Genomic DNA, 26,785 nt, shown 5'->3' with positions numbered 1-26,785 from the left:
AGTACATAATTGATTCGAATCGAATGCGACGCGTATCTGACCGTACGCGACACGGAAGGTCGCACGGCCAGCCTGTCGGACGTCGCGCCCTTGCTGGAACTCGTGGCCGATACGGGCAGCATTGCGCAGGCTGCCCAGGCAAAACGGCTGTCGTACCGGCACGCGTGGGGCATGCTGCGCGCGCTGGAAGCGTGCATCGGCGGGGAGTTGATCGAAACCGCGCGGGGCAAGGGGTCGACGCTGTCGGAACTTGGGCGGGCGGTCGTCGACGCGCAGCGCCTTGCGCGCAGCCGCCTCGACGGAAACCTGCGTGCGCTCGCGGACGAGGTGGCCAGCGACCTGAACCGGCGGCTCGCGCAACGCGACGGTGCCGTGCGTATCCATGCGTCGCACGGTTACGCGGTCGCGACGCTCGTGTCCGCGCTCGTCGATACGCAGGCGGCCGTCGACATCAAGTATCGCGAGAGCGTCGAGGCCGTGCAGGCGCTCGCACGCGGCGAATGCGACCTGGCCGGTTTCCATCTGCCGCGCGGCGCGTTTCGCGCTCGGTGCGCGCAGATTTATCGGCCGTGGCTCGACGACACGCGCCACGTGCTGATTCACCTGACGCGCCGCCAGCAGGGGCTGTTCGTGTCTCGCGGCAACCCGAAGCAGGTCCGCGGGCTCGCGGACCTCGCGCGCAATGACATCCGCTTCGTCAATCGGCAGCCGGGGTCGGGTACGCGCATGCTGCTGGATCTCGCGCTGCGTGCGATCGGCATCGATCCCGAGCGCATCGACGGCTATGCGTCGGCCGAGCTCACGCATTCGGCGATCGCGGCGTTCGTCGCGAGCGGGATGGCCGATCTCGGCTTCGGTGTCGAGCCGGCCGCCCGTCATTTCGGGCTCGATTTCATACCGGTCGTCGACGAGGACTATTACTTCGCGTGCGAACGCGCGCGGCTCGATGCGCGGCCGCTCGCTGGCGTGCTGGCGCTACTGCGCGACGCGCGCTTCGTCGAGCGCGTCGCACATCTCGACGGCTACGATCCGGCTGCATGCGGGACGCTGACGAGCATCGCGACGGGGCTGGCCGGCAGCGACGGCACGAGCGCGCCGGACGGCCATTCCCGGTAACGGGGACGCGGTCGAACCGCGCTGCAGCAGCGGGGGATTTGCGCTACGCTTGACGCTTGATCAACGTTCCAACAAGCACGCCGTTCAGGCGTCATCCCGCCATGAAATTTTCCGTTTCCCTCGCCGCGGCAGCGTTGACCGCGGGGCTTCTGGTCGCGGCTTCGCCGTTTGCGCTTGCGCAGAATTCCCCGGGCGTGCCCGGCGGCATCCTGAGCGAACAGTTTCGCCTGAACGAGCATCCGCAGATGCCGTTCGCGGCGTCGGCGCCGTCGCAGAAATACCAGGGCAGCAAGAAGTCGGCCTTGCGTCGCAAGGGCGACCTGGGTGACCCGAACGGCTGCAACCTGAAGTGCCCGATGGATAGCCAGTAACGCGCGGACAGGCGTGTTTGCGCCGTCGTCGTGCGGTGTCGATTCGGCAGGCGGGTGATGTGCACGCGCATATCGGCGTGACCGTATGTCCGGCGTGACTGCACGAATCCCGTGCAACACCATTCGAGCCCCGCGAAGCGTTGTCGCTTCGCGGGGCTTGTGCTTTCAGGCGAGTCGTCATGCGACGCGATGCCGGATGAAGCAGCGTTCGCGAATCGCCAGCCCGGCGGATGATCTAGGGTTAACCCGTAAACCGGGAAGAATGTCTTCCCGAAACCTGCCTTATTCTTAAGCACCCACCTACATAAACTTCGGTTTGTCGGCGCTGAACAAGGTGTTCACCGCGAAAACAGACAAATCTGGAGGTAGGTCATCATGAAGTCACTCGTTCAAGCTGTTGTCGTTGCTGCCGCTCTCGTTGCCCCGGTCGTGTCGTTTGCCCAGTCGGGTTCGACGATCACCCGCGCGCAGGTCCGTGCCGAGCTGGTCCAGCTCCAGCAAGCCGGTTACAACTCCGCCCGCGGCGAAGATCCGCACTATCCGGAAGCGGTCCAGGCCGCCACGGCGCGTGTTGCCGAGCAGCAGCGCAGCGCACTGGCGCAAGCGCAAGGCGCCGACGCCAGCGGGTACGGTGCGCAGGCACAGGGCGCATCGGCATCGGGTTCGCATGCCATGGGCGTGCGCCCGGCCAGCGTTGAAGAAATGAAGTCGCTGTATCGCGGCAGCTAAGTCGTGTATTGCCCGGTGTGCTCGAGCGCAGGATGCGGCGGACACGTCGCGCCCTGCGCTCGAGCACACCGGGCTGGCCGCAGCCCGTTGCGACCGACGCTTGCGCGGGCGCGGCGGAATATCCGTCACCTCCTGTCGCCGGAATACCGGCGGCATTCCGCCCGGCCCGTCCGTGGCTGGGCGCTTTTTCGGAAGGAGAGGGAGCGCATGTGTTTCGTCGGCAACAAAAAACCCCGCAGACTTGCGTCATGCGGGGTTCGTGCGGCGAGCGCGGAATTTGGTGGAGGCGGCGGGAATCGAACCCGCGTCCAGAAGCGCTCCACGACTAGTTCTACATGTTTAGTTCAGTCATTTGATTTAACCGCAGCGACGCGGACGAACACGCTGCACTACGGCGATTCGCTAGGTTTTCGACCCTGGCGTCGCGACGCCGACAGGGCTTAACTGACGTAAATGACCTCTGGCGGTATTGCTACCGGTCTTGCGACACTAGCCCGTCAGTGAACTAGGCAGAGGACGGCGGCCGTTAGGCTGCCAGTGCGAACGTATCGTCGTTTGCAGTTACGATTTTCCCATTGATTAACGAGGTGACGGGTCCTCGACATGCCCTAGCCGCTTCACAACCCCTGTCGAAACCAGGTCGCCCCCGCGGATCAGATCGGTCATTATAGCCCAACATCGCGCAGCAGTTCGCGCAGTTCCTGCGTCGTGTCGACGAGATGCTGGGCCTGCCAGTCGGCCGGCGCGGCGCCGTCGCCGCAGTAACCGTACGCGGCCGCGACCGTCGCCATGCCGGCAGCGCTGCCGGCCTGAATGTCGCGCAGATCGTCACCGACGTAGACGATGCGCGCCGGCGCGAGCGTCAGCTGGTCGGCCGCGTGCAGCAGCGGAGCAGGGTGCGGCTTCGAGTGCGGCGTTGTGTCGCCCCCGACGACGCAGGCCGCGCGCGGTGCAAGACCGAGCAGGTCGACGAGCGGCGCCGTGAGCCGCATCGCCTTGTTCGTGACGATGCCCCAGCGCACGCCGCGCGCATCGAGTTCGTCGAGCACGTCGCCGATGCCGGAGAACAGCGTCGTATGCACGCAGATATTCGTCGCGTAGTTGGCCAGGAACTCATCGCGCATCGCTTCGTAGCCGGGCGTGTGCGGGTCGATGCCGAACGCGCCGCCGAGCAGGCCGCGCGCGCCGGCCGAAGCCAGCGGCCGCAGCACGTCGAGCGGCGTTTCGGGCAGGCCGCGCGCGCGCTGCATCTTGTTGACCGCGGCGGCGAGATCGGGCGCCGTGTCGGCAAGCGTGCCGTCCAGGTCGAACAGCACGGCAGCGCAGTGCAGCAGGCGCGGTTCGTCGAGTGCGGCCCGCGCGGTCGAAAGGGGAGTCGTCATGCCGGTCGGAGGGTCACGCGCCGCGGCGGCACGCAACGAGGTAGTTGATGTCGGTGTCGTTCGACAGTGCGAAGCGCTTGCCGATCGGGTGATACGTGATGCCCTTGATCTCCGCGATGTGCAGATCCGTCGTACGCACGAAGCCGGCCAGTTCCGACGGGCGGATGAAGCGCGCGTAGTCGTGCGTGCCCTTCGGCAGCATTTGCGCAATGTACTCAGCGCCGATCACCGCGAACAGGTAGGACTTCAGATTCCGGTTCAGCGTCGAGAAAAACACCCAGCCGCCCGGTTTCACGAGCGTCGCGCACGCGGCGACGATATCGCCGGGCGACGGCACGTGCTCGAGCATCTCCATGCACGTGACGACGTCGTAGGAGCCTGGCTCGCGCGCGGCGATCGCTTCGGCGGCGATCGCCTCGTAGTCGACCGCGATGCCGCTTTCGAGGCTGTGCAGGTCGGCGACGCCAAGCGCTTCGGTCGACAGGTCGATGCCTTTCACCTGGGCGCCGAGCCCGGCCATCGATTCGGACAGGATGCCGCCGCCGCAGCCGATGTCGAGCGCGCGCTTGCCGGCCAGGTGCGCATGCGCGTCGATCCAGCCGAGCCGGACCGGGTTCAGGTCGTGCAGCGGCTTGAATTCGGCATTCGGATCCCACCACCGATGGGCGAGGTCGCTGAATTTCTGGAGTTCGTGCGGATCGGCGTTGGTCATGGCGGCAAACGGGCTACGGAAGGAGGGCGGTGCTGCGGTTCGTCAGCCCCGAGTATATAAGCGGGCGGACGACGAGGCCAGCGAGCGCCCGGACGGGCATCAATGAAAAAGCCCCGCCGGAGCGGGGCTTTGAAGCAGTCGAAAACCGCGGCTTACTGCGCCGGAACGGTCGTCTTCTGGACTTCTTGCGTACCAACCACTTCGACTTCCACGCGGCGGTCCGGTGCGAGGCAGGCGATCAGCTGCTTGCGGTTCTTCTGGTTGCAGCCAGTCGTAACCGGGTTGCGCTTGCCCTTGCCTTCCGTGTAGATCTTGTTGGCCGGCACACCCTTGCTGACCAGGTACGACTTCACGGCCTGCGCACGGCGCAGCGACAGACGGTCGTTGTACTTGTCCGAACCGATGCGGTCCGTGTAGCCCGTTGCGACGACCACTTCCGTGTTCATGCCCTGGATCTTCGAAGCCAGTTCGTCCAGCTTCTGCTTGCCCAGCGGCTTGAGCGTTGCCTTGTCGAAGTCGAACAGGGCGTCAGCTTGATACGTGATCTTCTGGCTCGTGATGGCCGGAGCGACCGGAGCGACCGGCGGCTGCGGTGCCTGGGCGACCAGTGCGCCGTCGCACTTTGCGTTGGCGGTGGCCGGCGTCCAGAACGCGTCACGCCAGCAGAGCTCGTTCGTGCCGTTCATCCACACCCATTCGCCCGTGCCGTTCACCCAGTTGTCATTGACGGCTTGACGCGACGCCGGCACCGACTGTGCCGAAGCGGATGCAGCCATAACTGCGGTAGCTGCAATGAACGCGAGCTTTGAAAGTTTATTCATATTTCTCCTCTCGAAATTGAGATTACCGCAGGTTTACTGCGAGCCTGTTGACGGTGACAAGTCATACATTGCTCGAAGTATAACATTGGTGCGGCACAAAAAACGCGGCACCGCTCTGTGTAGACTTCGAGCAGCGTCTAACTTTCAGTGCGTTGGCATTTTGCCATATCGTTCCCTTCCTACGAAAAAAAATCCTCCCCACCCTAAGATCCCCTCAACTTTGTGGTGCATGCGCAACACCGGCCTGCCGCAACTTTTGGAGATTGTCAAGGGTGTGCCGGCGAAATTGCGCGGATGCGTGCATCTGTTTACTCGTGCGCGTGAAACAAACCGGGCGCGATCGCCGGTAAATCGGGCGCGATCAACGGTGACGTCGAGTCGCGTGCGATTCCGGTCGGTTCGCCGCCGCCGCGATTTTCGCTATTTATATATAGCGGGGGAGGCGAATTTGCGGCTGATGGGCGCATGTTAGAATCTCGCGTTGCGTTGCGCATGCAGCGCCCACGCGAAAGGCGTTCGCCGTCTTCGCTCCGAAACGATACGGATACATGGATCAATTCGCCAAAGAGACCCTGCCCACCTCCCTAGAGGAGGAAATGCGCCGTTCGTATCTCGATTACGCGATGAGCGTGATCGTCGGACGTGCCCTCCCGGATGTCCGCGATGGCCTGAAGCCCGTGCACCGGCGCGTGTTGTTCGCGATGCACGAACTGAACAACGACTGGAACCGCGCGTACAAGAAGTCGGCGCGTATCGTCGGTGACGTGATCGGTAAGTACCACCCTCACGGCGACACCGCGGTCTACGACACGATCGTGCGGATGGCGCAGGACTTCTCGCTGCGCTACATGCTGATCGACGGGCAGGGCAACTTCGGCTCGATCGACGGCGACAATGCCGCGGCGATGCGTTACACCGAAATTCGCATGGCGAAGATCGGTCACGAGCTGCTCGCCGACATCGACAAGGAAACGGTCGATTTCGAGCCGAACTACGACGGCAACGAAATGCAGCCGTCGGTCCTGCCGTCGCGCATTCCGAACCTGCTGATCAACGGCTCGTCGGGCATCGCGGTCGGCATGGCGACCAACATCCCGCCGCACAACCTGAACGAAGTCGTCGACGCGTGCCAGCACCTGCTGAACAACCCGGCAGCGACGATCGACGAGCTGATCGAGATCATCCCGGCGCCGGACTTCCCGACCGCCGGCATCATCTACGGCGTCGCCGGCGTGCGCGACGGCTATCGCACCGGGCGCGGCCGCGTCGTGATGCGCGCGGCCACGCACTTCGAGGAGATCGACCGCGGCCAGCGGATGGCGATCATCGTCGATGAGCTGCCGTACCAGGTGAACAAGCGCTCGCTGCTCGAGCGGATCGCCGAGCTCGTCAACGAGAAGAAGCTTGAAGGCATCTCCGACATCCGCGACGAGTCCGACAAGAGCGGCATGCGTGTCGTGATCGAGCTCAAGCGCGGTGAAGTGCCCGAAGTGGTGCTGAACAACCTGTACAAGGCGACGCAGCTCCAGGACACGTTCGGCATGAACATGGTCGCGCTCGTCGACGGCCAGCCGAAGCTGCTGAACCTGAAGGAAATCCTGCAGTGCTTCCTGTCGCATCGACGTGAAGTGCTGACGCGCCGGACGATCTACGAACTGCGCAAGGCCCGCGAACGCGGCCACGTGCTCGAAGGTCTCGCGGTCGCGCTCGCGAACATCGACGAGTTCATCGCGATCATCAAGGCCGCGCCGACGCCGCCGATCGCGAAGCAGGAACTGATGGCGAAGCCGTGGGATTCGTCGCTCGTGCGCGAGATGCTGACGCGCGCCGAAAGCGAGAACGCGGCGGCCGGCGGCCGCTCCGCGTACCGCCCGGAAGGCCTGAACCCGGCATTCGGCATGCAGGGCGACGGGCTGTACCGTCTGTCCGACACGCAGGCCCAGGAAATCCTGCAGATGCGCCTGCAGCGCCTGACCGGCCTCGAGCAGGACAAGATCATCGGCGAGTACCGCGAAGTGATGGCGCAGATCGCCGACCTGCTGGACATCCTCGCGCGCCCCGAGCGGATCACGACGATGATCGGCGAGGAACTCACGTCGGTGAAGGCCGAATTCGGCGACGCGCGCCGCTCGAAGATCGAGCTGAACGCGACCGAGCTGAACACCGAGGATCTGATCACGCCGCAGGACATGGTCGTCACGATGTCGCACGCGGGCTACGTGAAGTCGCAGCCGCTGTCCGAGTACCGCGCGCAGAAGCGCGGCGGTCGCGGCAAACAGGCGACGCAGATGAAGGAAGACGACTGGATCGAGACGCTGTTCATCGCGAACACGCACGATTACATCCTGTGCTTCTCGAACCGCGGCCGCGTGTACTGGGTCAAGGTCTATGAAGTGCCGCAGGGCTCGCGCAACTCGCGCGGCCGCCCGATCGTCAACATGTTCCCGCTGCAGGATGGCGAGAAGATCAACGTCGTGCTGCCGGTGAAGGAATTCTCGGCCGACAAGTTCATCTTCATGGCGACGTCGCTCGGCACCGTGAAGAAGACGCCGCTCGAAGCGTTCAGCCGTCCGATGAAGAAGGGCATCATCGCGGTCGGCCTCGACGACGGCGATTTCCTGATCGGTGCGTCGATCACCGACGGCGCGCACGACGTGATGCTGTTCTCCGACGCCGGCAAGGCCGTGCGCTTCGACGAGAACGACGTGCGTCCGATGGGGCGCGAGGCGCGCGGCGTGCGCGGCATGCAGCTCGAGGACGGGCAGCAGGTCATCGCGATGCTGGTTGCGGGCAGCGAGGAGCAGACCGTGCTCACCGCGACCGAGAACGGCTACGGCAAGCGCACGCCGATCACCGAATACACACGTCACGGCCGCGGTACGAAGGGTATGATCGCGATCCAGACGTCCGAGCGCAACGGCAAGGTCGTGGCCGCGACGCTCGTCGACGCCGAGGATCAGATCATGCTGATCACGACGGCCGGCGTGTTGATTCGCACCCGTGTTTCCGAGATTCGCGAGATGGGGCGCGCCACGCAAGGTGTTACACTCATCAGTCTCGATGAGGGTACCAAGCTCTCTGGCCTGCAGCAGATTGCGGAGGCCGAGGAGGGCGATGGCGAGGCCGACGAGGCGTCGGACGGCGAAGCCTGAAGAACGGATGAGACTCTGGCCGCCGCGGGCGTGAAGCGCCGCGGCCGGCGAGCAACCATTCATATTTCCAAAAGGGAGTGATGATGCAAAAGCAATTCAAGCAACTGGTCCTGCTGGCTGCACTGGTGCCGACGTTCGCGATGGCGCAAGCGCTGTCGAATTCCGCACCGGCGCCCGCCGCGGCAGCTGCGCCGATCGACGCCGACAAGAAGGCCGCGATCAAGGATCTGCTCGACGCGATCGACGCGCCGAAGCTCGTGTCGGCAATCGGCAACAGCGCCGAAATGCAGGCCAAGCAGCTCGTGCCGGCGATCCTGTCGGACGCGCTGTCGGAAAACAAGACGTTGAACGACAAGCAGAAGCAGGCTGCCGTTCCGACGCTGCAGAAGAACGCGGTGCCGAAGCTGGTCGACGGCGCGGGCAAGGTGTTCGGCACGCAGCAGTTCCAGAACGACGCAATGTCGGCTCAGTACGACGCATACGCGAAGTACTACAGCACGTCGGAGATCAAGGATCTGACGACGTTCTACAAGAGCCCGACGGGCCGCAAGTTCATCCAGGTTCAGGATCAGGTCGGTCGCGACGTGGTCAACGGCCTGATGCAGAAGTACATGCCGCAAGCGATCCAGGCAACGCGCACGCAGGCTGACAAGGAAGTCGCAGCAGTCAAGCCGGGCAAGTAAGCCGTCCGGGCACGCCCCCCGGCCGTTCGGCCGGGTTTGGCGGGAGCCTTCCGACAGTGCGATAATGGCCGTTTGCGCGCGAGCGCAAGCGGCCATTCTTTTTCTGGCGCGGCTCATTTGCAACTGACATGCGGCGGCAAGCCGCCGGTCGCGTCCCTCCCGAGGTTTTCACGATGCGCGTCTTTAATTTCTCCGCCGGTCCTGCGGCGATGCCCGAGGAAGTGCTGCGGCAGGCCGCCGACGAAATGCTCGACTGGCACGGCTGCGGCATGAGCGTGATGGAGATGAGCCATCGCGGCAAGGAGTTCATGTCGATTCACGAGGCCGCGCTGACCGACCTGCGCGACTTGCTCGGCGTGCCGGCAAGCCACCGGATCCTGTTCCTGCAGGGCGGCGGCATCGCGGAAAACGCGATCGTGCCGATGAACCTGCTCGGGTCACGCAACACCGCCGACTTCGTCGTGACGGGCTCGTGGTCGCAGAAATCGTTCGGCGAGGCGAAGAAGTTCTGCACGCCGCATCTCGCCGCAACCGGCAAGACGGAAGACGGCTTCACGCGCGCGCCGGCGCGCGCCGAATGGCAACTGTCGGACGATCCGGCCTACGTGCATCTGTGCACCAACGAGACGATCGACGGCGTCGAGACGTTCGAGATTCCCGATCTCGGCGACGTGCCGCTGGTCGCGGATGTCTCGTCGCACATCCTGTCGCGCCCGATGGACGTCGCGAAATACGGCGTGCTGTTCGGCGGCGCGCAGAAGAATATCGGGATGGCCGGCGTGACGGTCGTGATCGTGCGCGAGGATCTGCTCGATCGCGCGCTGTCGATCTGCCCGTCCGCGTTCGAATGGAAGACCGTCGCCGAGAACAACTCGCTGTACAACACGCCGCCCACCTATGCGATCTACATCGCGGGCCTCGTGTTCCAGTGGCTGAAGCGGCAGGGGGGGCTCGAAACGATCGAGGCCCGCAATATCGAAAAATCGAAGCTGCTCTACGACACGATCGATGCAAGCGGCTTCTATCTGAACAAGGTCGAGCCGGCAGCGCGTTCGCGGATGAACGTGCCGTTTTTCCTGGCCGACGAAACGCGCAACGAAGACTTCCTTGCCGGCGCAAAGGCGCGCGGGCTGCTGCAGCTGAAGGGCCACAAGTCCGTCGGCGGCATGCGGGCGTCGATCTACAACGCGGTGCCGCTCGAGGGCGTGAAGGCGCTCGTCGAGTACATGAAGGACTTCGAGCAGCGCGGCGCCTGACGGCGACGCTGTTCAAACAGCACGGCAAAACGCATGGACGACGAACTGAATTCCCGCCTGAAACCGCTGCGCGACCGCATCGACGCGATCGACGCGCAGCTGATCGCGCTCCTGAACCAGCGCGCCGCGGTGGCGCTGGAGGTGGGCGAGGTCAAGAAGTATTTCAACGCGCCGGTGTTCCGGCCGGAGCGCGAGCTGCAGGTGATTGCGCGGCTGCAGGACATGAGCGCGGGGCCGCTCGAGAGCGAGCACATCAGCGCAATCTGGCGCGAGATCATGGCGGCGAGCCGCGCGCTCGAGCAGACGATCCACGTCGCGTTCCTCGGGCCGGTCGGCACGTATAGCGAACAGGCGATGTTCGAGTATTTCGGCCAGTCGATCGAAGGGCTGCCGTGCCCGTCGATCGACGAGGTGTTCCGTTCGGTCGAGGCCGGTGCGTCCGCGTTCGGCGTCGCGCCGGTCGAGAATTCGACCGAAGGGGCCGTGTCGCGCACGCTCGACCTGCTGCTGCAGACGCAACTACTGATCAGCGGCGAGCTCGCGCTGCCCATCCACCACAACCTGCTCACGCAGAGCGGCACGCTCGACGGCGTGAAGCGCGTCTGCGCGCATGCGCAGGCGCTCGCGCAATGCCAGCAGTGGCTCGCCGCGAATGCGCCGCAGCTCGAGCGGCAGGCCGTGGCGAGCAACGCGGAGGCCGCGCGTCTCGCGGCGGCCGATCCGACCGTCGCGGCGATCGCGGGTGACCGCGCGGCCGCGCATTACGGCTTGCAGATCGCGTTTTCGCAGATCCAGGACGATCCGCACAACCGCACACGCTTCGTGATCATCGGCAAGCAGCCGGCCGGGCAAAGCGGTCATGATCAGACGTCGCTGATCGTGTCGGTGAAGAACGAGCCGGGCGCCGTGTTCAAGCTGCTCGAACCGCTCGCGCGGCACGGTGTGTCGATGACGCGCTTCGAGTCGCGTCCGGCACGCGTCGGCACGTGGGAGTACTACTTCTACATCGACATCGAAGGGCACCGCGATGATGCGGCAGTCGCGGCCGCACTCACGGAACTCGGCCAGAAGGCCGCGTTCCTGAAGATACTCGGTTCGTATCCGAGCGCACGCTGACGCGCGGCGCCCGGTGCCTGCTCGCGCAGGCGTGGCGGCCGGCGGGCAGGGCAGGCCGGTCGGCGCTGCCGAAGGCGGGTTCGGGCGGCATCCGGTGCAGGTCGCGCCGGGTGCGGGCCCGTTGCCCGGAATCTGGAATTCCGTGTGCGGGGCGTCGTTCCGCGCGCGTAACTTGGCTCTTGTCGTGTCAGGCTTTGCATTCAACAAACTGGTCATTTTCGGTGTCGGCCTGATCGGCGGATCGCTGGCCCGTGCGCTGCGCGAGCGCGCGCCGGGCGGCGCGGGCGAGATCGTCGGCGTGGGCCGTTCGCGCGCATCGGTCGAGCGTGCGCTGTCGCTCGGCGTGATCGACCGCGCGGCGGCGCTCGACGACGACGCGCAGTTGCGCGATGCGCTGGCGGGCGCCGATCTCGTGCTGCTGGCCGCACCCGTCGCGCAGACGGGCCCGCTGCTCGCGCGCATCGCGCCGTGGCTCGCCGATGCGACGATCGTCACCGATGCGGGCAGCACCAAATCCGATGTCGCCGCCGCCGCGCGCGAAGCGCTCGGCGCGCGGATCGCACAGTTCGTGCCGGGGCATCCGATCGCCGGCCGCGAGTCGAGCGGCGTCGAGGCCGCGTTGCCGGACCTGTACGTCGGCCGCAACGTCGTGCTGTGCCCGCTGCCGGAGAACGCGCCCGAATCGGTCGCGCGGATCGACGCGATGTGGCGCGCGACCGGCGCCGACGTGCGCACGATGAGCACCGGGCAGCACGACCGCGTGTTTGCGTCGATCAGCCATCTGCCGCACGTGCTGTCGTTTGCGCTCGTCGAACAGATCCTCGGCGAGACGGACGCGGAACTCAAATTCTCGTACGCGGCGGGCGGCTTCCGCGATTTCACGCGCATCGCGGCATCGAGCCCGGAGATGTGGCGCGACGTGTGCGTCGCGAACCGCGCGGCGCTGCTCGACGAACTCGACGGCTACACGCGCGTGCTCGCGCGGCTGCGCGAGGCGATCGACGCCGGCGACGGCGCGGCGCTCGAAGCCGTGTTCACGCGCTCGCGTGCCGCACGCAAGGCATGGCAGGAGCGTGGCGGCACGCCCGCTGCCGAACCGGTCAAGAAATAACAGGACGATTCCCATGGACTATCTCGATCTCGGCCCGTACTCCAGCGCATCGGGCACCGTGCGCCTGCCCGGCTCGAAGAGCATCTCGAACCGCGTGCTGCTGCTCGCGGCGCTTGCCGAAGGCGAAACGACGATCACCAATCTGCTCGACTCCGACGACACGCGCGTGATGCTCGATGCACTCGGCAAGCTCGGCGTGAAGCTCGCGCGCGACGGCGACACCTGCGTCGTCACGGGCACGCGCGGCGCGTTCACCGCGAAGACTGCCGACCTGTTCCTCGGCAACGCGGGCACGGCCGTGCGGCCGCTGACCGCGGCGCTCGCGGTGAACGGCGGCGACTACCGCGTGCACGGCGTGCCGCGCATGCACGAGCGGCCGATCGGCGATCTCGTCGACGGCCTGCGGCAGATCGGCGCGCGGATCGATTACGAACTGAACGAAGGCTACCCGCCGCTGCGGATCAGGCCCGCGACGATTTCGGTCGATGCGCCGATCCGCGTGCGCGGCGACGTGTCGAGCCAGTTCCTCACGGCGCTGCTGATGACGCTGCCGCTCGTGAAGGCGAAGGACGGCAAGATCGTCGTCGAGGTCGACGGCGAACTGATCTCGAAGCCTTACATCGACATCACGATCCGGCTGATGGAGCGTTTCGGCGTGGTCGTCGAGCGCGACGGCTGGCAGCGCTTCGTCGTGCCGGCTGGCGTCCGCTACCGCTCGCCGGGGCGGATCATGGTCGAGGGCGATGCGTCGTCCGCATCGTACTTCCTCGCGGCCGGCGCGCTTGGCGGCGGCCCGCTGCGCGTCGAGGGCGTGGGGCGTGCGAGCATCCAGGGCGACGTCGGCTTCGCGAACGCGCTGATGCAGATGGGCGCGAACGTGACGATGGGCGACGACTGGATCGACGTGCGAGGCATCGGCCACGACCACGGTAAGCTCGAGCCGATCGACATGGACTTTAACCTGATCCCCGATGCCGCGATGACCATCGCGGTTGCGGCGCTGTTCGCGAGCGGCACGAGCACGCTGCGCAACATCGCGAGCTGGCGCGTGAAGGAGACCGACCGCATCGCCGCGATGGCGACCGAACTGCGCAAGGTCGGCGCGATCGTCGAGGAAGGTCCCGACTATCTCGTCGTCACGCCGCCGGAAAAGCTCACGCCGAACGCGGCGATCGACACGTACGACGATCACCGGATGGCGATGTGCTTCTCGCTCGTCAGCCTGGGCGGCGTGCCCGTGCGGATCAACGATCCGAAGTGCGTCGGCAAGACGTTCCCCGACTATTTCGACCGCTTCGCCGCGCTCGCCAAAGCCTGACCCGACTGTTCCGATGAAATCGACCCGACCCTTTCACCCGACTCCCGTCATCACAATCGACGGCCCGACCGCTTCCGGCAAGGGCACCGTCGCGGCGCTCGTCGCCGCGCACCTTGGCTTCCACCTGCTCGACAGCGGTGCGCTGTACCGTCTCGCGGCGCTCGCAAGCGTGCGCTACGGCATCGCGGCGGAGGACATCGACGCACTGGTGAAACTGATCGACGATCTCCACATCACGTTCCGCGAAGGCTGCGCGCAGCTCGACGGCGTCGACGTGTCGAACGACATCCGCGCCGAGGCGGTCGGCAACCGCGCGTCGGCCATTGCCGTGCACGGGCCCGTGCGCACCGCGCTGGTCGCGCGCCAGCGCGCGTTCCGCAAGACGCCGGGCCTCGTTGCCGACGGCCGCGACATGGGTACGGTGATCTTCCCGGACGCCGTGCTGAAGGTGTTCCTGACGGCCAGCGCCGAGGCGCGCGCGGCCAGACGGTATAAGCAATTGATGCAAAAAGGTTTTTCTGCTAATATAGATGACTTGCTCCGGGATCTTCGTGAACGTGACGCGCGCGACAGCAATCGCGCGGCCGCACCGCTGAAGCCCGCGGCAGATGCCGAGCTGCTGGATACGTCGGCACTTTCGGTCGATGAAGCAGTCGACCAGGTGCTGCAGTGGTACCGGGCGCTCGGTCAGCCCGCCTGAGAAGGCAGGCAGCGGTAGGTGCCCCGCGTCGCAAGCGCGGAGCGTGTTTCGAACCCTTAACCCCGTGTGGTCTTCGATCTGGCCCTTTCAGCCTGCCATTCCGGCCGGCGTGGCACAGCGAGCCATGCACAATCAGATTTTTATGTCCGACCTGCAAACCTCCACCCCGAATACCGAATCCTTTGCGGCTCTGTTCGAAGAGTCGCTGACCCGCCAAGACATGCGCGCCGGCGAAGTGATTTCCGCCGAAGTCGTGCGCGTCGACCACAACTTCGTGGTCGTCAATGCAGGCCTGAAGTCCGAGGCTTACATTCCGATCGAGGAATTCCTGAACGATCAGGGCGAGGTTGAGGTGCAGTCGGGCGATTTCGTGTCCGTCGCGATCGACGCACTCGAAAACGGCTACGGCGACACGATCCTGTCGCGCGACAAGGCGAAGCGCCTTGCATCGTGGCTGTCGCTGGAAAAGGCCCTCGACAACAACGAACTCGTCACCGGCACGATCACCGGCAAGGTGAAGGGCGGCATGACCGTGATGGTCAACGGCATCCGCGCGTTCCTGCCGGGTTCGCTGGTCGACACGCGTCCGGTCAAGGACACGACCCCGTACGAAGGCAAGACGCTCGAGTTCCGCGTGATCAAGCTCGATCGCAAGCGTAACAACGTCGTGCTGTCGCGTCGTGCAGTGATCGAAGCGACGCAAGGCGAAGAGCGCGCGAAGCTGCTCGAGACGCTGAAGGAAGGCGCGATCGTCAACGGCGTGGTCAAGAACATCACCGACTACGGTGCGTTCGTCGACCTCGGCGGCATCGACGGCCTGCTGCACATCACCGACATCGCATGGCGTCGTGTGCGTCACCCGAGCGAAGTCCTGTCGGTTGGCCAGGAAGTCACCGCGAAGATCCTCAAGTTCGACCAAGAGAAGAACCGCGTCTCGCTGGGCATCAAGCAACTGGGCGACGATCCGTGGGAAGGCATCTCGCGCCGTTACCCGTCGGGCACGCGCCTGTTCGGCAAGGTCACGAACATCACCGACTACGGCGCATTCGTTGAAGTGGAATCGGGCATCGAAGGCCTCGTCCACGTGTCGGAAATGGACTGGACCAACAAGAACGTTGCTCCGTCGAAGGTTGTCCAGCTCGGCGACGAAGTCGAAGTCATGGTTCTCGAGATCGACGAAGACCGCCGTCGTATCAGCCTCGGCATGAAGCAGTGCAAGCCGAATCCGTGGGATGACTTCAGCCGCAACTTCAAGAAGGGAGACAAGATCACGGGCGCAATCAAGTCGATCACCGACTTCGGCGTGTTCATCGGTCTGCCGGGCGGCATCGACGGCCTGGTCCACCTGTCGGACCTGTCGTGGAGCGAAGCCGGCGAAGAAGCTGTTCGCAAGTACAAGAAGGGCGACGAAGTCGAAGCAATCGTGCTCGGTATCGACGTCGAGAAGGAGCGTATTTCGCTCGGCATCAAGCAACTCGAAGGCGACCCGTTCAGCAACTACGTTGCAATGAACGACAAGGGCTCGATCGTCGACGGCGTCGTGAAGACGGTCGATGCGAAGGGTGCGGTCATCACGCTGACGGGCGACATCGAAGGCTACCTGCGCGCATCGGAAATTTCGCAGGATCGCGTCGAAGACGCACGCAACGTGCTGAAGGAAGGCGACAAGGTCAACGCGATGGTGATCAACATCGATCGCAAGTCGCGCGGCATCAACCTGTCGATCAAGGCGAAGGATTCGGCCGAACAACAGGAAGCGATCCGCGGCCTGCAATCGGACTCCAGCGCTGCTGCGACCGGTACGACCAACCTCGGCGCGCTGCTGAAGGCGAAGCTCGACGGCCAGAACCAGTAAGCCTCACGAGGTCTGCTGAAGTATGACCAAATCCGAGTTGGTCGCGCAGCTGGCATCGCGATTTCCGCAACTTGTCCTCAAGGATGCGGATTTCGCGGTGAAAACGATGCTCGATGCAATGTCTGAAGCCCTGGCGAAAGGGCATCGCATCGAAATTCGGGGTTTCGGCAGCTTCGGCCTCAACCGTCGCCCGGCGCGTGTCGGACGCAACCCGAAGTCGGGGGAGAAAGTGCAGGTGCCCGAGAAGTTCGTGCCGCACTTCAAGCCTGGCAAGGAATTGCGTGAACGCGTCGACGGCCGCGCCGGTGAGCCGCTGAAGGCTGACGATCCGGACGACGAGCGTTGAGCGTCGTTCGGTTTGCCCGGAACCTGTCCGGCGAAGGCTGAAGAAAAAAGCGCCCCTTGCGGGCGCTTTTTTCATTTCCGGCGATCATGGCGCAATGGGGCGCGCAGGATCTGCGCAGCCACGGAAACGCTTCCTTTACAATACGGGTCGATTCGGTGCGACGAAGGGGAGTCGCGCGCCGCGGCAAACCTCAACAAAGAGAGGGCTTCATGAAGTTTATCGTCTGGCTGATCCGGGTATTGGTGTTCGTGCTGCTGCTGGTGCTCGCGCTGGCCAATACGCAAACCGCGACGCTGAATTTTGTTGCCGGCTATGCATGGCAAGCGCCGCTGATCCTGATCGGCCTCGCGTTCTTCGTCGTGGGGCTGCTGGCCGGCCTGCTGTCCGTGCTGCCTTCGATCTTCCGTCTGCGTCTCGAGAACGGGCGCCTGAAGCGCGATCTGCGCGCGGCGCGCGAAACGCCTGCCGTCATCGACCAGCCGCCGATGCCGCCCGTCATTTAACACGGACGCCGCGCGATAATCGCGCGGTTTTCGTCTCTGCTTCGATATTTCGCATGGATCTGGATTTTTGGTGGTTGCTCGCGATTCCGGTTGCGTTCGCGCTCGGTTGGGCGGCGTCACGCTATGACCTGAAGAATCTCCTGTCGGAGAGTGCCAACCTGCCGCGATCGTATTTTCGCGGCCTGAATTTTCTGTTGAACGAACAACCCGACAAGGCGATCGACGCGTTCATCGAGGTCGCCAAGCTCGACCCCGAGACGGTTGAGCTGCACTTCGCGCTCGGCAACCTGTTCCGCCGTCGCGGCGAAACCGACCGTGCAATCCGCGTGCACCAGAACCTGCTGAGCCGTACGGACCTGCCGGTCAACGAGCGCGACCACGCGCTGTACGAGCTCGGCCAGGATTTCCTCAAGGCCGGCCTGCTCGATCGCGCCGAGGAGGCGTTCCACAAGCTCGCCGACGGCGACTACGCGCTTGGCGCACAGCGGGCGCTGCTGACGATCTACGAGATCGAGAAGGACTGGAACAAGTCGATCGATACCGCGAAGCGCATCGAGTCGATGAGCGACAAACCGCTCGGCACCGAAATCGCGCAGTTTCACTGCGAACTCGCGCAGGACGCGCTGCAGCGCAAGAGCGCGGCCGCGGCAGCAGAGCAACTGCGGCTCGCGCTGACCGTGAACCCGCAGAACGTTCGCGCGACGATCCTGTCCGGCGATGCCGCGGAGGCGGAGGGCAATCACGCGGCTGCGATCGAGCACTGGAAGCGAGTCGAAGCGCAGAACCCGGCGTATCTGCCGCTCGTCGCCGACAAGCTGATGAAGGCCTATGTCGCGCTCGGCAAGAACGTTGACGGCGCGGAGCTGCTGATGGGGTATGTCGACCGCTATCCGTCGAACGACCTGCTCGACATCGCCTATCAGCATATCGCGGGGTTGCGCGGCCAGGACGCGGCGCACACGCTCGCGCGCGCGCAGATGGAGAAGTCGCCGAACCTGTCGGGGATGCTGCACCTGCTCGATGCGCAGATCGCGGCGGCCGACGAACCGCGTCGTAAGGAACTTGAAATGATGCGTGCGCTGATCAAGCAGCGCACGAAAAATCTGCCACGGTATACGTGCCAGAATTGCGGTTTCCGGGCGCGGCTCTTCTACTGGCAGTGCCCCGGATGCAGCGGCTGGGAAACCTATGCGCCGCGCCGCGTCGAACCTGCGATGTCGAGCTGATCCCGGCACGCGGAGCCAACGCGCAGCGATTGTCGCCGGGGTCGTCCCGGCGGCCAAGTTAGTCAATTACCGGGAAGTACCGGAACATCTATGAAAATCACCATCATCGGCACCGGCTATGTCGGCCTCGTCACGGGCGCATGCCTCGCGGAGATCGGTCACGACGTCTTCTGTCTCGACGTCGATTCGCGCAAGATCGACATCCTGAATAACGGCGGGATGCCGATTCATGAACCGGGGCTGCTGGACATCATCGCGCGCAACCGCACGGCGGGGCGCCTGCGCTTTTCGACCGACCTCGAGGCGAGCGTCGCGCACGGCGAGATCCAGTTCATTGCGGTCGGTACGCCACCCGACGAGGACGGCTCGGCCGACCTGCAATACGTGCTCGAAGCCGCGCGCAACATCGGCCGCCACATGACGGGCTTCAAGGTGATCGTCGACAAGTCGACGGTGCCGGTCGGCACCGCGCAGCGCGTGCGCGGCGTGGTCGACGAGGCGCTTGCCGCGCGCGGGCTTGGGGGCAGTGTCGCGCATCGCTTCTCGGTCGTGTCGAACCCGGAATTCCTGAAGGAGGGCGCCGCGGTCGAGGACTTCATGCGCCCTGACCGGATCATCATCGGTGTCGACGGCGACGAGACGGGCACGATCGCGCGCGAGAAGATGAAGAAGCTTTACGCACCGTTCAACCGCAACCACGAGCGGACGATCTACATGGACGTTCGTTCGGCCGAATTCGCGAAATATGCGGCGAATGCGATGCTCGCGACGCGTATCTCGTTCATGAACGAAATGTCGAATCTTGCCGACAAGGTCGGCGCCGACATCGAGGCCGTGCGCCGCGGGATCGGCTCCGATCCGCGTATCGGCTATCACTTCCTGTACGCGGGCGTCGGCTACGGCGGCTCGTGCTTCCCGAAGGACGTCCAGGCGCTGATTCGCACCGCGGGCGAGAACGGCCAGCCGCTGCGCATCCTGGAAGCCGTCGAGGCGGCCAACCATGCGCAGAAGGACGTGCTGATCGGCAAGATCGAGCAGCGCTACGGCGCCGACCTGACCGGCCGCGAGTTCGCGGTCTGGGGCCTGGCGTTCAAGCCGAACACCGACGACATGCGCGAGGCGCCGAGCCGCCGCCTGATCGCCGCGCTGCTCGAGCGCGGCGCGATCGTGCGCGCGTACGATCCGGTCGCGGTCGACGAGGCGCGGCGCGTGTTCGCGCTGGATTTCGGCGACGATGCGGACGCGCTCGCGCGGCTGCAGCTCGTCGATACGCAGGACGTCGCCGTGACGGGTGCGGACGCGCTCGTGATCGTGACCGAATGGAAGGAATTCCGGAGCCCCGATTTCACGCGCCTGAAGGCCGAACTGAAGGCGCCGGTGATTTTCGACGGGCGCAACCTGTACGAGCCGGACGCGATGGCCGAACTGGGCATCGACTACTATGCGATCGGCCGGCCGTATGTCGATCCCCAGTCGTTTTCCCGTGGCTGATCACACGATGAATACTCTCCGCGAAGTCGTTCCGGTGCCGCGCGCGCAGCTTGCGCGCTCGCGTGTGCTTGTCGTCGGCGACGTGATGCTCGACCGTTACTGGTTCGGCAACGTCGATCGAATTTCGCCGGAAGCGCCCGTGCCGGTCGTGCACGTGCAGCGTCAGGAAGAGCGGCTCGGCGGTGCGGCCAACGTCGCGCGCAATGCCGTGACGCTCGGCGGCCAGGCCGGATTGCTGTGCGTCGTCGGTTGCGACGAACCCGGCGAGCGGATCGTCGAGCTGCTCGGCAGCAGCGGCGTGACGCCGTATCTCGAGCGCGACCCGACGCTGCCGACCACGATCAAGCTGCGCGTGCTCGCACGCCAGCAGCAACTTCTGCGCGTCGACTTCGAGGCGATGCCGACGCACGAGGTGCTGCTCGCAGGGCTCGCGCGCTTCGACGCGCTGCTGCCGCAGCACGACGTCGTGCTGATGTCGGATTACGCGAAGGGCGGCCTGACACACGTCACGACGATGATCGAGAAAGCGCGTGCGGCCGGCAAGGCCGTCCTCGTCGACCCGAAGGGCGACGACTGGGCGCGCTACCGCGGCGCGTCGCTGATCACGCCGAATCGCGCGGAGTTGCGCGAAGTGGTCGGGCAGTGGAAATCGGAAGACGACCTGCGCGCGCGTGTCGCGAATCTGCGTGCGGAACTCGGCATCGACGCGCTGCTGCTCACGCGTTCGGAAGAGGGCATGACGCTCTTTTCCGCCACCGGCGAACTGCACGCACCGGCGCTCGCGCGCGAGGTGTTCGACGTGTCGGGCGCGGGCGATACCGTGATCGCGACGGTCGCGACGATGCTCGGCGCAGGCGTGCCGCTCGTCGACGCGGTCGTGCTCGCGAATCGCGCGGCAGGCATCGTGGTCGGCAAGCTCGGCACGGCCACGGTGGACTACGACGAACTGTTTCATTGAGCGCATTCGGCGGCGCGACGAGCGCGCCGCACGAGTAGCTCGCACTTTTCAGGCAGGACGATCATGACCCTCATCGTCACCGGCGCAGCCGGTTTTATCGGCGCGAACATCGTCAAGGCGCTCAACGAGCGCGGCGAGACGCGCATCATCGCGGTCGACAACCTGACGCGCGCGGACAAGTTCCGCAATCTCGTCGATTGCGAGATCGACGACTATCTCGACAAGACGGAATTCGTCGAACGCTTTGCGCGCGGCGATTTCGGCAAGGTGCGCGCGGTGTTCCACGAAGGCGCCTGTTCGGACACGATGGAAACCGACGGCCGCTACATGATGGACAACAACTTCCGCTACAGCCGCGCAGTGCTCAACACGTGCCTCGCACAGGGCGCGCAGTTCCTGTACGCGTCGTCGGCCGCGATCTACGGCGGCTCGACGCGTTTCGTCGAGGAGCGCGATGTCGAGGCGCCGCTGAACGTGTACGGCTATTCGAAGTTCCTGTTCGACCAGGTGATCCGTCGCGTGCTGCCGACCGCGAAGAGCCAGATCGCCGGCTTCCGCTATTTCAACGTGTACGGCGCGCGCGAAACGCACAAAGGCCGCATGGCGTCGGTTGCGTTCCACAACTTCAACCAGTTCCGCGCGGAAGGCAAGGTGAAGCTGTTCGGCGAGTACAACGGCTATGCACCGGGCGAGCAGACGCGCGATTTCGTGTCGGTCGAGGACGTCGCGAAGGTGAACCTGTTCTTCTTCGATCACCCGGAGAAGTCGGGCATCTTCAACCTCGGCACGGGCCGTGCGCAGCCGTTCAACGATATCGCGTCGACGGTCGTGAATACGCTGCGTGCGCTTGACAACCTGCCGCCGCTGACGCTCGCGCAGCAGGTCGAGCAGGGGCTGATCGAATACGTGCCGTTCCCCGATGCGTTGCGCGGCAAGTACCAGTGCTTCACGCAGGCCGACCAGACGAAACTGCGCGCGGCCGGCTACGACGCACCGTTCCTGACCGTGCAGGAAGGCGTCGACCGCTACGTTCGTTGGCTGTCCGGCCAGGTTTAAACAGAAGCGTTGCATCGATAGACTGGGTCTCACGGTCGGCAGCCGCCGGCCGTTTTCATCGGAGATCCAGCACATGATCAGAAAATGGTTTGCCGCAGCGGTCATGCTCGGCGCAGTCGCGTCGGCCTGGGCGGCCGTCGACGTCAACACCGCGAACGAGGATGCGCTCGTCGGCATCAAGGGCATCGGCCCGGCGCGGGCGAAGGCGATTCTGGACGAACGCGGCGCGCGCGGTCCGTTCAGGAGTGCGGACGATCTCGCGTCACGCGTGAAAGGCATGGGCGGCCATACCGTCGAGCGACTTCAGCAGGAAGGGCTGACGATAGGTGCGGCCGGCGCAGGCGCGGCCGGCTCGGGCACTGCAGCCGCGCCGGTCGCGGGCAAGGCGGCAGCGGCAAAGCCCGCCGCGGCACCTGCCCGCACTGCGCAGAAGTAACGCGTCGCGCGCGACCGACAAAGAGCTCCTTCAGTCGCCGTCATTGCGACGGCTTCCCGCGGCATGCCGCGGGTTTTTTGCGTGCGCGCTGCGTGCTCGGCGATCGCGAATCGCGCGGCATGCGTATTCCATCGTCGCAAAGGGGTTGCCGGCGCGAGCGGCGGTGCTGGTTTACAATCGATCGATTGATCGGCCTCGTACTCACGGTATACCCATGGCTTACAAAACTATCGAAGACACGATCGGCAATACGCCGCTTGTGCAACTGGTCCGCTTGCCGGACGACGAGATTCGCGCGCGCAACAACGTGGTGCTCGCGAAGCTCGAAGGCAACAATCCGGCCGGTTCCGTGAAGGATCGCCCGGCGCTGTCGATGATCAGCAAGGCCGAGGCGCGCGGGCGCATCAAGCCGGGAGATACGCTGATCGAGGCGACGAGCGGCAACACGGGCATCGCGCTCGCGATGGCAGCGGCGATTCGCGGCTACAAGATGGTGCTGATCATGCCGGAGGACCTGTCAGTCGAGCGCCGCCAGAGCATGGCGGCCTATGGAGCCGAGATCATCCTCACGCCGGTGAAGGGCGGGATGGAGCTGGCGCGTGACCTGGCGGACCAGATGCAACGCGAGGGCAAGGGCGTGATCCTCGATCAGTTCGCCAACCCCGACAACCCGGTCGCGCACTACGAAGCGACCGGTCCGGAGATCTGGCGCGACACCGACGGGCGGGTGACGCACTTCGTGTCGGCGATGGGCACGACCGGCACGATCATGGGCGTGTCGCAGTATCTGAAGGAACAGAATCCCGCGATCGAGATCGTCGGTGCGCAGCCGGAAGAAGGTTCGCGCATTCCAGGCATCCGCAAGTGGCCGGAAGCCTATCTGCCGACGATCTTCGATCGCAGCCGCGTCGACCGCGTCGAGAGCGTGAGTCAGGCCGCCTCCGAAACGATGGCGCGCCGGCTGGCGGCTGTCGAAGGCATCTTCGCGGGCATTTCGTCGGGCGGCGCATGCGAAGTCGCGATGCGCATCGCGCGTCAGGTCGAGAACGCGACGATCGTGTTCATCGTTTGCGATCGCGGCGACCGCTATCTGTCCACGGGCGTGTTCCCGGCCTGAACCCGTCCCGCACGCGATAAAAAAACGCCGCAGTTGCGGCGTTTTTTGTTTGGGCGGGTGCGTTGCCTACTGCGCTTGCTCATCCGCGTTGGCCGGCTTCAGCGCGCCGCTCGCTTCCATCTGCGCCTTCACGGCCTCGCCGAGCTGGTACACGGTAAGTGCGTAGAAGAAGCTGCGGTTGTAGCGCGTCAGCACGTAGAAATTCTTCAGCCCGAGCATGTATTCGGTCGCGCGCCCCGGCGACGGCAGGTCGACCACGGTCACCGGCGTGGCGGCTTCGGTCGTGATATTGACCGCCGGTTCGTTCAGCGTCATGCCCGCGCGCATCAGTTGCGACAGTGCCCAGTGCGGTTCGGGCTGGCCGTCGGCGGCGGCCTGTGCGATCCCCAGGCTGCCCGAATCGGGCGTGATCTGCCAGACCACCGGGCGGTCGGTTTCCCAGCCGTGCTGCTTCAGGTAGTTCGCGACGCTGCCGATCGCGTCGACAGGACTGCTGCGCAGATCGACGTGGCCCGTGCCGTCGAAGTCGACCGCATATTCGCGGATGCTGCTCGGCAGAAACTGCGGAATCCCGATTGCCCCTGTATACGAGCCGAGCACGGTGGTCGGGTCGAGCTGGTTGTCGCGGGTCCAGACCAGGAAATCCTCGAGGTTCTTGCGGAACGTTGCCTGGCGGCTGTCGCGATTCGGCGTGTCCGGATAGTCGAACGTGAGCGTCGTCAACGCGTCGAGCACGCGGAAATTGCCCATGTAGCGGCCATAGATCGTCTCGACGCCGATGATGCCGACGATCACCTCGGGCGGCACGCCGAATTCCTCGGATGCGCGCTGCAGCGTCGCCTGGTTGGCCTTCCAGAACTTCACGCCCGCATTGATGCGGATCGGCTCGATGAAGCGCGAGCGATAGACGCGCCAGTTCTTGACCGTCGGCGACGCGGCGGGTTTCACGAGCTTGACCGCCGTCGCCGAATAGCTGATGCGCGAGAACAGCGCATGCAGGCTCGCGGAGTCGAAGCCGTTGCGGCTCACCATCTCGTCGATGAACGCGTCGACCTTCGCGTTGCTCGCGTAACGCTGGGGAACGATTTCCTCTTCGAAGGTCTGGCCTTGCGGCGCCGGCTGCTGGGGCTGGGCCTGTGCGACGCGCGTACCGGCAGGCTTCGCAGGCTGCGTCTGCGCGCCGGCAGGCGCGGCGCCGAGGGCTGTGGCGACGGCGGCGACGACGAGCGGAGCGCGAACACGGAGCAACGCGGAGAGAAGGGCGGCAGGCTTGCTGGAATTCATGTCGAAGCGGGCGGACGGGGCGATTGGGTTCGGCGCAGTATACCCGACGCATCCGGCGCGCCGGGGCGAAACGGGGCCCCGTTGTGGTAAGTTAGCGGCGAATTCGCGGCAGACGATGGACATCATTGATGGAGACCTGCGGCGCACCGCGCGCTGCGGAAGACAGCTTATGGCAACCGCTTTCTATACGCACCCCGACTGCATGCTGCACGAGATGGGGGAATGGCATCCGGAATGCCCGGCCCGATTGTCGGCGATCCAGGATCAACTGATTGCGAGCCGCATCGACGACCTGATCGTGCACGAAACCGCGCCGTTCGCGAGCGAGGTGGCGCTGGGCCGAGTGCATACGCAGGCGCACATCGACTACATCCGGAGCATGACGCCGGTCGACGGCTACGTCGAGATCGATCCCGATACGCTGATGAACCGCGACACGTGGCGCGCGGCGCTGCGCGCAGCCGGTGCCGCGATCGCGGCGACCGATGCGGTGATCGAAGGCCGCTACGCGAATGCGTTCTGCAGCGTCCGGCCGCCCGGCCACCATGCGGAGCCCGCGCGCGCGATGGGTTTTTGTTTCTTCAACAACGTTGCGATCGCCGCGCGGCATGCGCTCGACGTACACGGCATCGAGCGTGTGGCGATCATCGATTTCGACGTGCACCACGGCAACGGCACCGAGGCTGCGTTTGCAAACGACGAGCGCGTGCTGATGTGCAGTTTCTTCCAGCATCCTCTGTACCCGTTCTCGGGCGCCGATCACCAGGCGCCGAACATGGTCAACCTGCCGATGCCCGCGCGCAGCAACGGGATGGCGATCCGCGAAGCCGTCGACATGTTCTGGCTGCCGCGTCTCGACGCGTTCAAGCCGCAGATGCTGTTCGTGTCGGCGGGCTTCGATGCGCATCGCGAGGACGACATCGGCAACCTCGGCCTCGTCGAGGCCGACTTCGAATGGCTGACCGCGCAGATCGTCGACGTGGCGCGTCGTCATGCGCAGGGCCGCATCGTGAGCTGTCTCGAGGGCGGCTACAACCTGTCCGCGCTCGGGCGCAGTGTCGTCGCGCACCTGCGCGTGCTGGCCGGCATCTGACCGGCGGGCCGCCGCCGGCATGTGCGCTTGATCAGCGCGCCGGCACGCGCGCGTGAATCCACGCGATCAGCGCGTCGATCACGCGATCGCGTTCAAGATCGTTCATCGTTTCGTGGAAACCGCCATCGTATAGCGTCAGCGTGCGATCGGGCGAGCCGACTCGCGCGCCGAACGCACGGCTGCCGTCGGGTTCGGTCAGCTTGTCCTCGGTGCCGTGATAGACGAGCACCGGGACGCGCAGCGCGCCGCGGTCGCGTTCGATACGCGCCATCGCGTCGAGAATCTCCGCGCCGGTGCGCGCGGGCACCGCGCCGTGATGCACGAGCGGATCGGCGCGATTGGCCGCGACGATGGCCGGATCGCGCGACAGCAGCGCCGCGTCGATCCGGATCGCGGGAAAGGTCGGCCACGCGCGGCTGATGACGCGGCTTACCGCGAGCATCCAGCGCGGCACGTCGCGCCCCGGTGCGAGCGCCGGGCTCGACAGCACGAGGCCCGTCAGCGCATGGCCGCTGGCCGGCGCGCGTTCTATCGCGTACAGCGCGGCGACCGCGCCACCCATGCTGTGTCCCATCAGGAACAGCGGCGCATTGCCGCGCGCTGCTTCGGCGACCAGTGCATCCGCATCGTCAAGGTAATCGTCAAAACGCTCGACCCAGGCTCGCTTGCCGGGCGACTGGCCGTGCCCGCGCAGATCGATCGCGAGCACGTCGATGCCGGCCGCGTTCAGCCGGCCGGCGAGCGCGGCATAACGGCCCGCGTGTTCGGCGAGGCCGTGCACGAGCGCGATCGTCGCGCGCGGCGGCGCGGTGCCGCTGCCGGCCGGCCAGCGGTACGACGCCAGTTCGAGCCCGTCCGCGGTGCGCAGCCGGCCCATTTTCGGCGCCGGCGGCGACGCAGGCGCCGATCCGGCGGTGGCAGGTGCGGCGGCCGGCGTGGTGGTGGCGGTCATC

25 protein-coding genes and 1 other RNA gene are annotated in these 26,785 nt (G+C 65.4%); 20 read left to right on the top strand and 6 right to left on the bottom strand.

Annotation, left to right across the window (positions count from 1 at the left end):
• Window positions 1–9: 9 nt before the first annotated feature.
• The 3 genes from ACNQQL_RS08070 to ACNQQL_RS08060 all read left to right on the top strand — a co-directional run bounded on the left by ACNQQL_RS08070 (window position 10) and on the right by ACNQQL_RS08060 (window position 2,216).
• Complete coding sequence (locus ACNQQL_RS08070) at window positions 10–1,116, top strand: substrate-binding domain-containing protein (RefSeq protein WP_347063778.1); 1,107 nt, start codon at window positions 10–12, stop codon at window positions 1,114–1,116.
• Window positions 1,117–1,217: 101 nt separating this feature from the next.
• Window positions 1,218–1,487: a hypothetical protein gene (locus ACNQQL_RS08065; RefSeq protein ID WP_072436064.1), complete on the top strand. Its 270-nt coding sequence runs from the start codon at window positions 1,218–1,220 to the stop codon at window positions 1,485–1,487.
• Window positions 1,488–1,862: 375 nt separating this feature from the next.
• Window positions 1,863–2,216, top strand: coding sequence for a DUF4148 domain-containing protein (locus ACNQQL_RS08060; RefSeq protein WP_347063777.1), 354 nt, complete (start codon window positions 1,863–1,865; stop codon window positions 2,214–2,216).
• A gap of 278 nt (window positions 2,217–2,494) precedes the next feature.
• On the opposite strand, the gene ssrA is transcribed toward ACNQQL_RS08060, so the two are convergent.
• From ssrA to ompA, 4 genes are all read right to left on the bottom strand, one after another.
• Window positions 2,495–2,864, bottom strand: a transfer-messenger RNA (tmRNA) gene (gene ssrA / locus ACNQQL_RS08055).
• Window positions 2,865–2,881: 17 nt separating this feature from the next.
• Entirely contained in the window at window positions 2,882–3,598 is a 717-nt protein-coding gene (gph, locus tag ACNQQL_RS08050) for a phosphoglycolate phosphatase (protein ID WP_347063776.1), read from the bottom strand.
• Window positions 3,599–3,611: 13 nt separating this feature from the next.
• Entirely contained in the window at window positions 3,612–4,310 is a 699-nt protein-coding gene (ubiG, locus tag ACNQQL_RS08045) for a bifunctional 2-polyprenyl-6-hydroxyphenol methylase/3-demethylubiquinol 3-O-methyltransferase UbiG (RefSeq protein WP_347063775.1), read from the bottom strand.
• Between the two features lie 152 nt (window positions 4,311–4,462).
• Window positions 4,463–5,131, bottom strand: coding sequence for an outer membrane protein OmpA (ompA, locus tag ACNQQL_RS08040; RefSeq protein ID WP_006400736.1), 669 nt, complete (start codon window positions 5,129–5,131; stop codon window positions 4,463–4,465).
• Window positions 5,132–5,679: 548 nt separating this feature from the next.
• Here ompA and gyrA point away from each other — a divergent pair.
• The 16 genes from gyrA to cysM all read left to right on the top strand — a co-directional run bounded on the left by gyrA (window position 5,680) and on the right by cysM (window position 23,455).
• A complete protein-coding gene (gene gyrA / locus ACNQQL_RS08035; protein ID WP_072436062.1) occupies window positions 5,680–8,283 on the top strand; it encodes a DNA gyrase subunit A in 2,604 nt (867 codons plus the stop codon).
• Between the two features lie 83 nt (window positions 8,284–8,366).
• Window positions 8,367–8,966, top strand: a complete 600-nt coding sequence (locus tag ACNQQL_RS08030) for a DUF2059 domain-containing protein (protein ID WP_021157463.1) — start codon at window positions 8,367–8,369, stop codon at window positions 8,964–8,966.
• Window positions 8,967–9,139: 173 nt separating this feature from the next.
• Window positions 9,140–10,222, top strand: a complete 1,083-nt coding sequence (gene serC / locus ACNQQL_RS08025; protein ID WP_347063774.1) for a 3-phosphoserine/phosphohydroxythreonine transaminase — start codon at window positions 9,140–9,142, stop codon at window positions 10,220–10,222.
• Between the two features lie 33 nt (window positions 10,223–10,255).
• Window positions 10,256–11,338: a prephenate dehydratase gene (gene pheA, locus ACNQQL_RS08020; protein WP_347063773.1), complete on the top strand. Its 1,083-nt coding sequence runs from the start codon at window positions 10,256–10,258 to the stop codon at window positions 11,336–11,338.
• A 184-nt stretch (window positions 11,339–11,522) separates the two neighbouring features.
• Window positions 11,523–12,449, top strand: a complete 927-nt coding sequence (locus tag ACNQQL_RS08015; protein ID WP_347063772.1) for a prephenate dehydrogenase — start codon at window positions 11,523–11,525, stop codon at window positions 12,447–12,449.
• 13 nt (window positions 12,450–12,462) lie between these two features.
• Window positions 12,463–13,767: a 3-phosphoshikimate 1-carboxyvinyltransferase gene (gene aroA / locus ACNQQL_RS08010; RefSeq protein ID WP_034183036.1), complete on the top strand. Its 1,305-nt coding sequence runs from the start codon at window positions 12,463–12,465 to the stop codon at window positions 13,765–13,767.
• Between the two features lie 13 nt (window positions 13,768–13,780).
• Window positions 13,781–14,467: a (d)CMP kinase gene (gene cmk, locus ACNQQL_RS08005; RefSeq protein ID WP_258282249.1), complete on the top strand. Its 687-nt coding sequence runs from the start codon at window positions 13,781–13,783 to the stop codon at window positions 14,465–14,467.
• A 142-nt stretch (window positions 14,468–14,609) separates the two neighbouring features.
• Entirely contained in the window at window positions 14,610–16,322 is a 1,713-nt protein-coding gene (gene rpsA, locus ACNQQL_RS08000) for a 30S ribosomal protein S1 (protein ID WP_034183438.1), read from the top strand.
• Between the two features lie 22 nt (window positions 16,323–16,344).
• A complete protein-coding gene (locus ACNQQL_RS07995; protein WP_072436057.1) occupies window positions 16,345–16,668 on the top strand; it encodes an integration host factor subunit beta in 324 nt (107 codons plus the stop codon).
• A gap of 209 nt (window positions 16,669–16,877) precedes the next feature.
• Window positions 16,878–17,171 carry a LapA family protein gene (locus tag ACNQQL_RS07990; RefSeq protein ID WP_347063805.1) on the top strand — a complete coding sequence of 98 codons (294 nt, stop codon included), beginning with the start codon at window positions 16,878–16,880 and terminating at the stop codon, window positions 17,169–17,171.
• Between the two features lie 53 nt (window positions 17,172–17,224).
• Window positions 17,225–18,397, top strand: coding sequence for a lipopolysaccharide assembly protein LapB (gene lapB, locus ACNQQL_RS07985; protein ID WP_347063771.1), 1,173 nt, complete (start codon window positions 17,225–17,227; stop codon window positions 18,395–18,397).
• 90 nt (window positions 18,398–18,487) lie between these two features.
• A complete protein-coding gene (locus ACNQQL_RS07980; protein WP_347063770.1) occupies window positions 18,488–19,888 on the top strand; it encodes a UDP-glucose/GDP-mannose dehydrogenase family protein in 1,401 nt (466 codons plus the stop codon).
• 7 nt (window positions 19,889–19,895) lie between these two features.
• Window positions 19,896–20,846, top strand: coding sequence for a D-glycero-beta-D-manno-heptose-7-phosphate kinase (gene rfaE1, locus ACNQQL_RS07975; protein ID WP_072436055.1), 951 nt, complete (start codon window positions 19,896–19,898; stop codon window positions 20,844–20,846).
• A 63-nt stretch (window positions 20,847–20,909) separates the two neighbouring features.
• Window positions 20,910–21,902 (top strand): ADP-glyceromanno-heptose 6-epimerase, encoded by a 993-nt coding sequence (gene rfaD / locus ACNQQL_RS07970; protein ID WP_347063769.1) that lies wholly within the window; start codon window positions 20,910–20,912, stop codon window positions 21,900–21,902.
• 73 nt (window positions 21,903–21,975) lie between these two features.
• Window positions 21,976–22,338 (top strand): ComEA family DNA-binding protein, encoded by a 363-nt coding sequence (locus ACNQQL_RS07965; RefSeq protein WP_072436053.1) that lies wholly within the window; start codon window positions 21,976–21,978, stop codon window positions 22,336–22,338.
• A gap of 214 nt (window positions 22,339–22,552) precedes the next feature.
• Window positions 22,553–23,455 carry a cysteine synthase CysM gene (gene cysM, locus ACNQQL_RS07960; protein WP_347063768.1) on the top strand — a complete coding sequence of 301 codons (903 nt, stop codon included), beginning with the start codon at window positions 22,553–22,555 and terminating at the stop codon, window positions 23,453–23,455.
• Window positions 23,456–23,521: 66 nt separating this feature from the next.
• Here cysM and mltB read toward each other — a convergent pair whose 3' ends face one another.
• Window positions 23,522–24,865, bottom strand: coding sequence for a lytic murein transglycosylase B (mltB, locus tag ACNQQL_RS07955; RefSeq protein ID WP_347063767.1), 1,344 nt, complete (start codon window positions 24,863–24,865; stop codon window positions 23,522–23,524).
• A gap of 43 nt (window positions 24,866–24,908) precedes the next feature.
• Between mltB and ACNQQL_RS07950 the strand changes: the two genes are divergently transcribed.
• Window positions 24,909–25,832 carry a histone deacetylase family protein gene (locus tag ACNQQL_RS07950; protein WP_072436050.1) on the top strand — a complete coding sequence of 308 codons (924 nt, stop codon included), beginning with the start codon at window positions 24,909–24,911 and terminating at the stop codon, window positions 25,830–25,832.
• A gap of 31 nt (window positions 25,833–25,863) precedes the next feature.
• Here the strand turns inward: ACNQQL_RS07950 and ACNQQL_RS07945 are convergent, their stop codons facing one another.
• Window positions 25,864–26,784: a lysophospholipase gene (locus tag ACNQQL_RS07945; protein WP_347063766.1), complete on the bottom strand. Its 921-nt coding sequence runs from the start codon at window positions 26,782–26,784 to the stop codon at window positions 25,864–25,866.
• Between the last annotated feature and the right edge of the window lies 1 nt (window position 26,785).

The sequence above is a fragment of the Burkholderia sp. LFS061 genome, from assembly GCF_047978125.1.
Lineage (GTDB): Bacteria > Pseudomonadota > Gammaproteobacteria > Burkholderiales > Burkholderiaceae > Burkholderia > Burkholderia pyrrocinia_C.
This window is presented reverse-complemented; position numbering and strand designations above follow the sequence as displayed.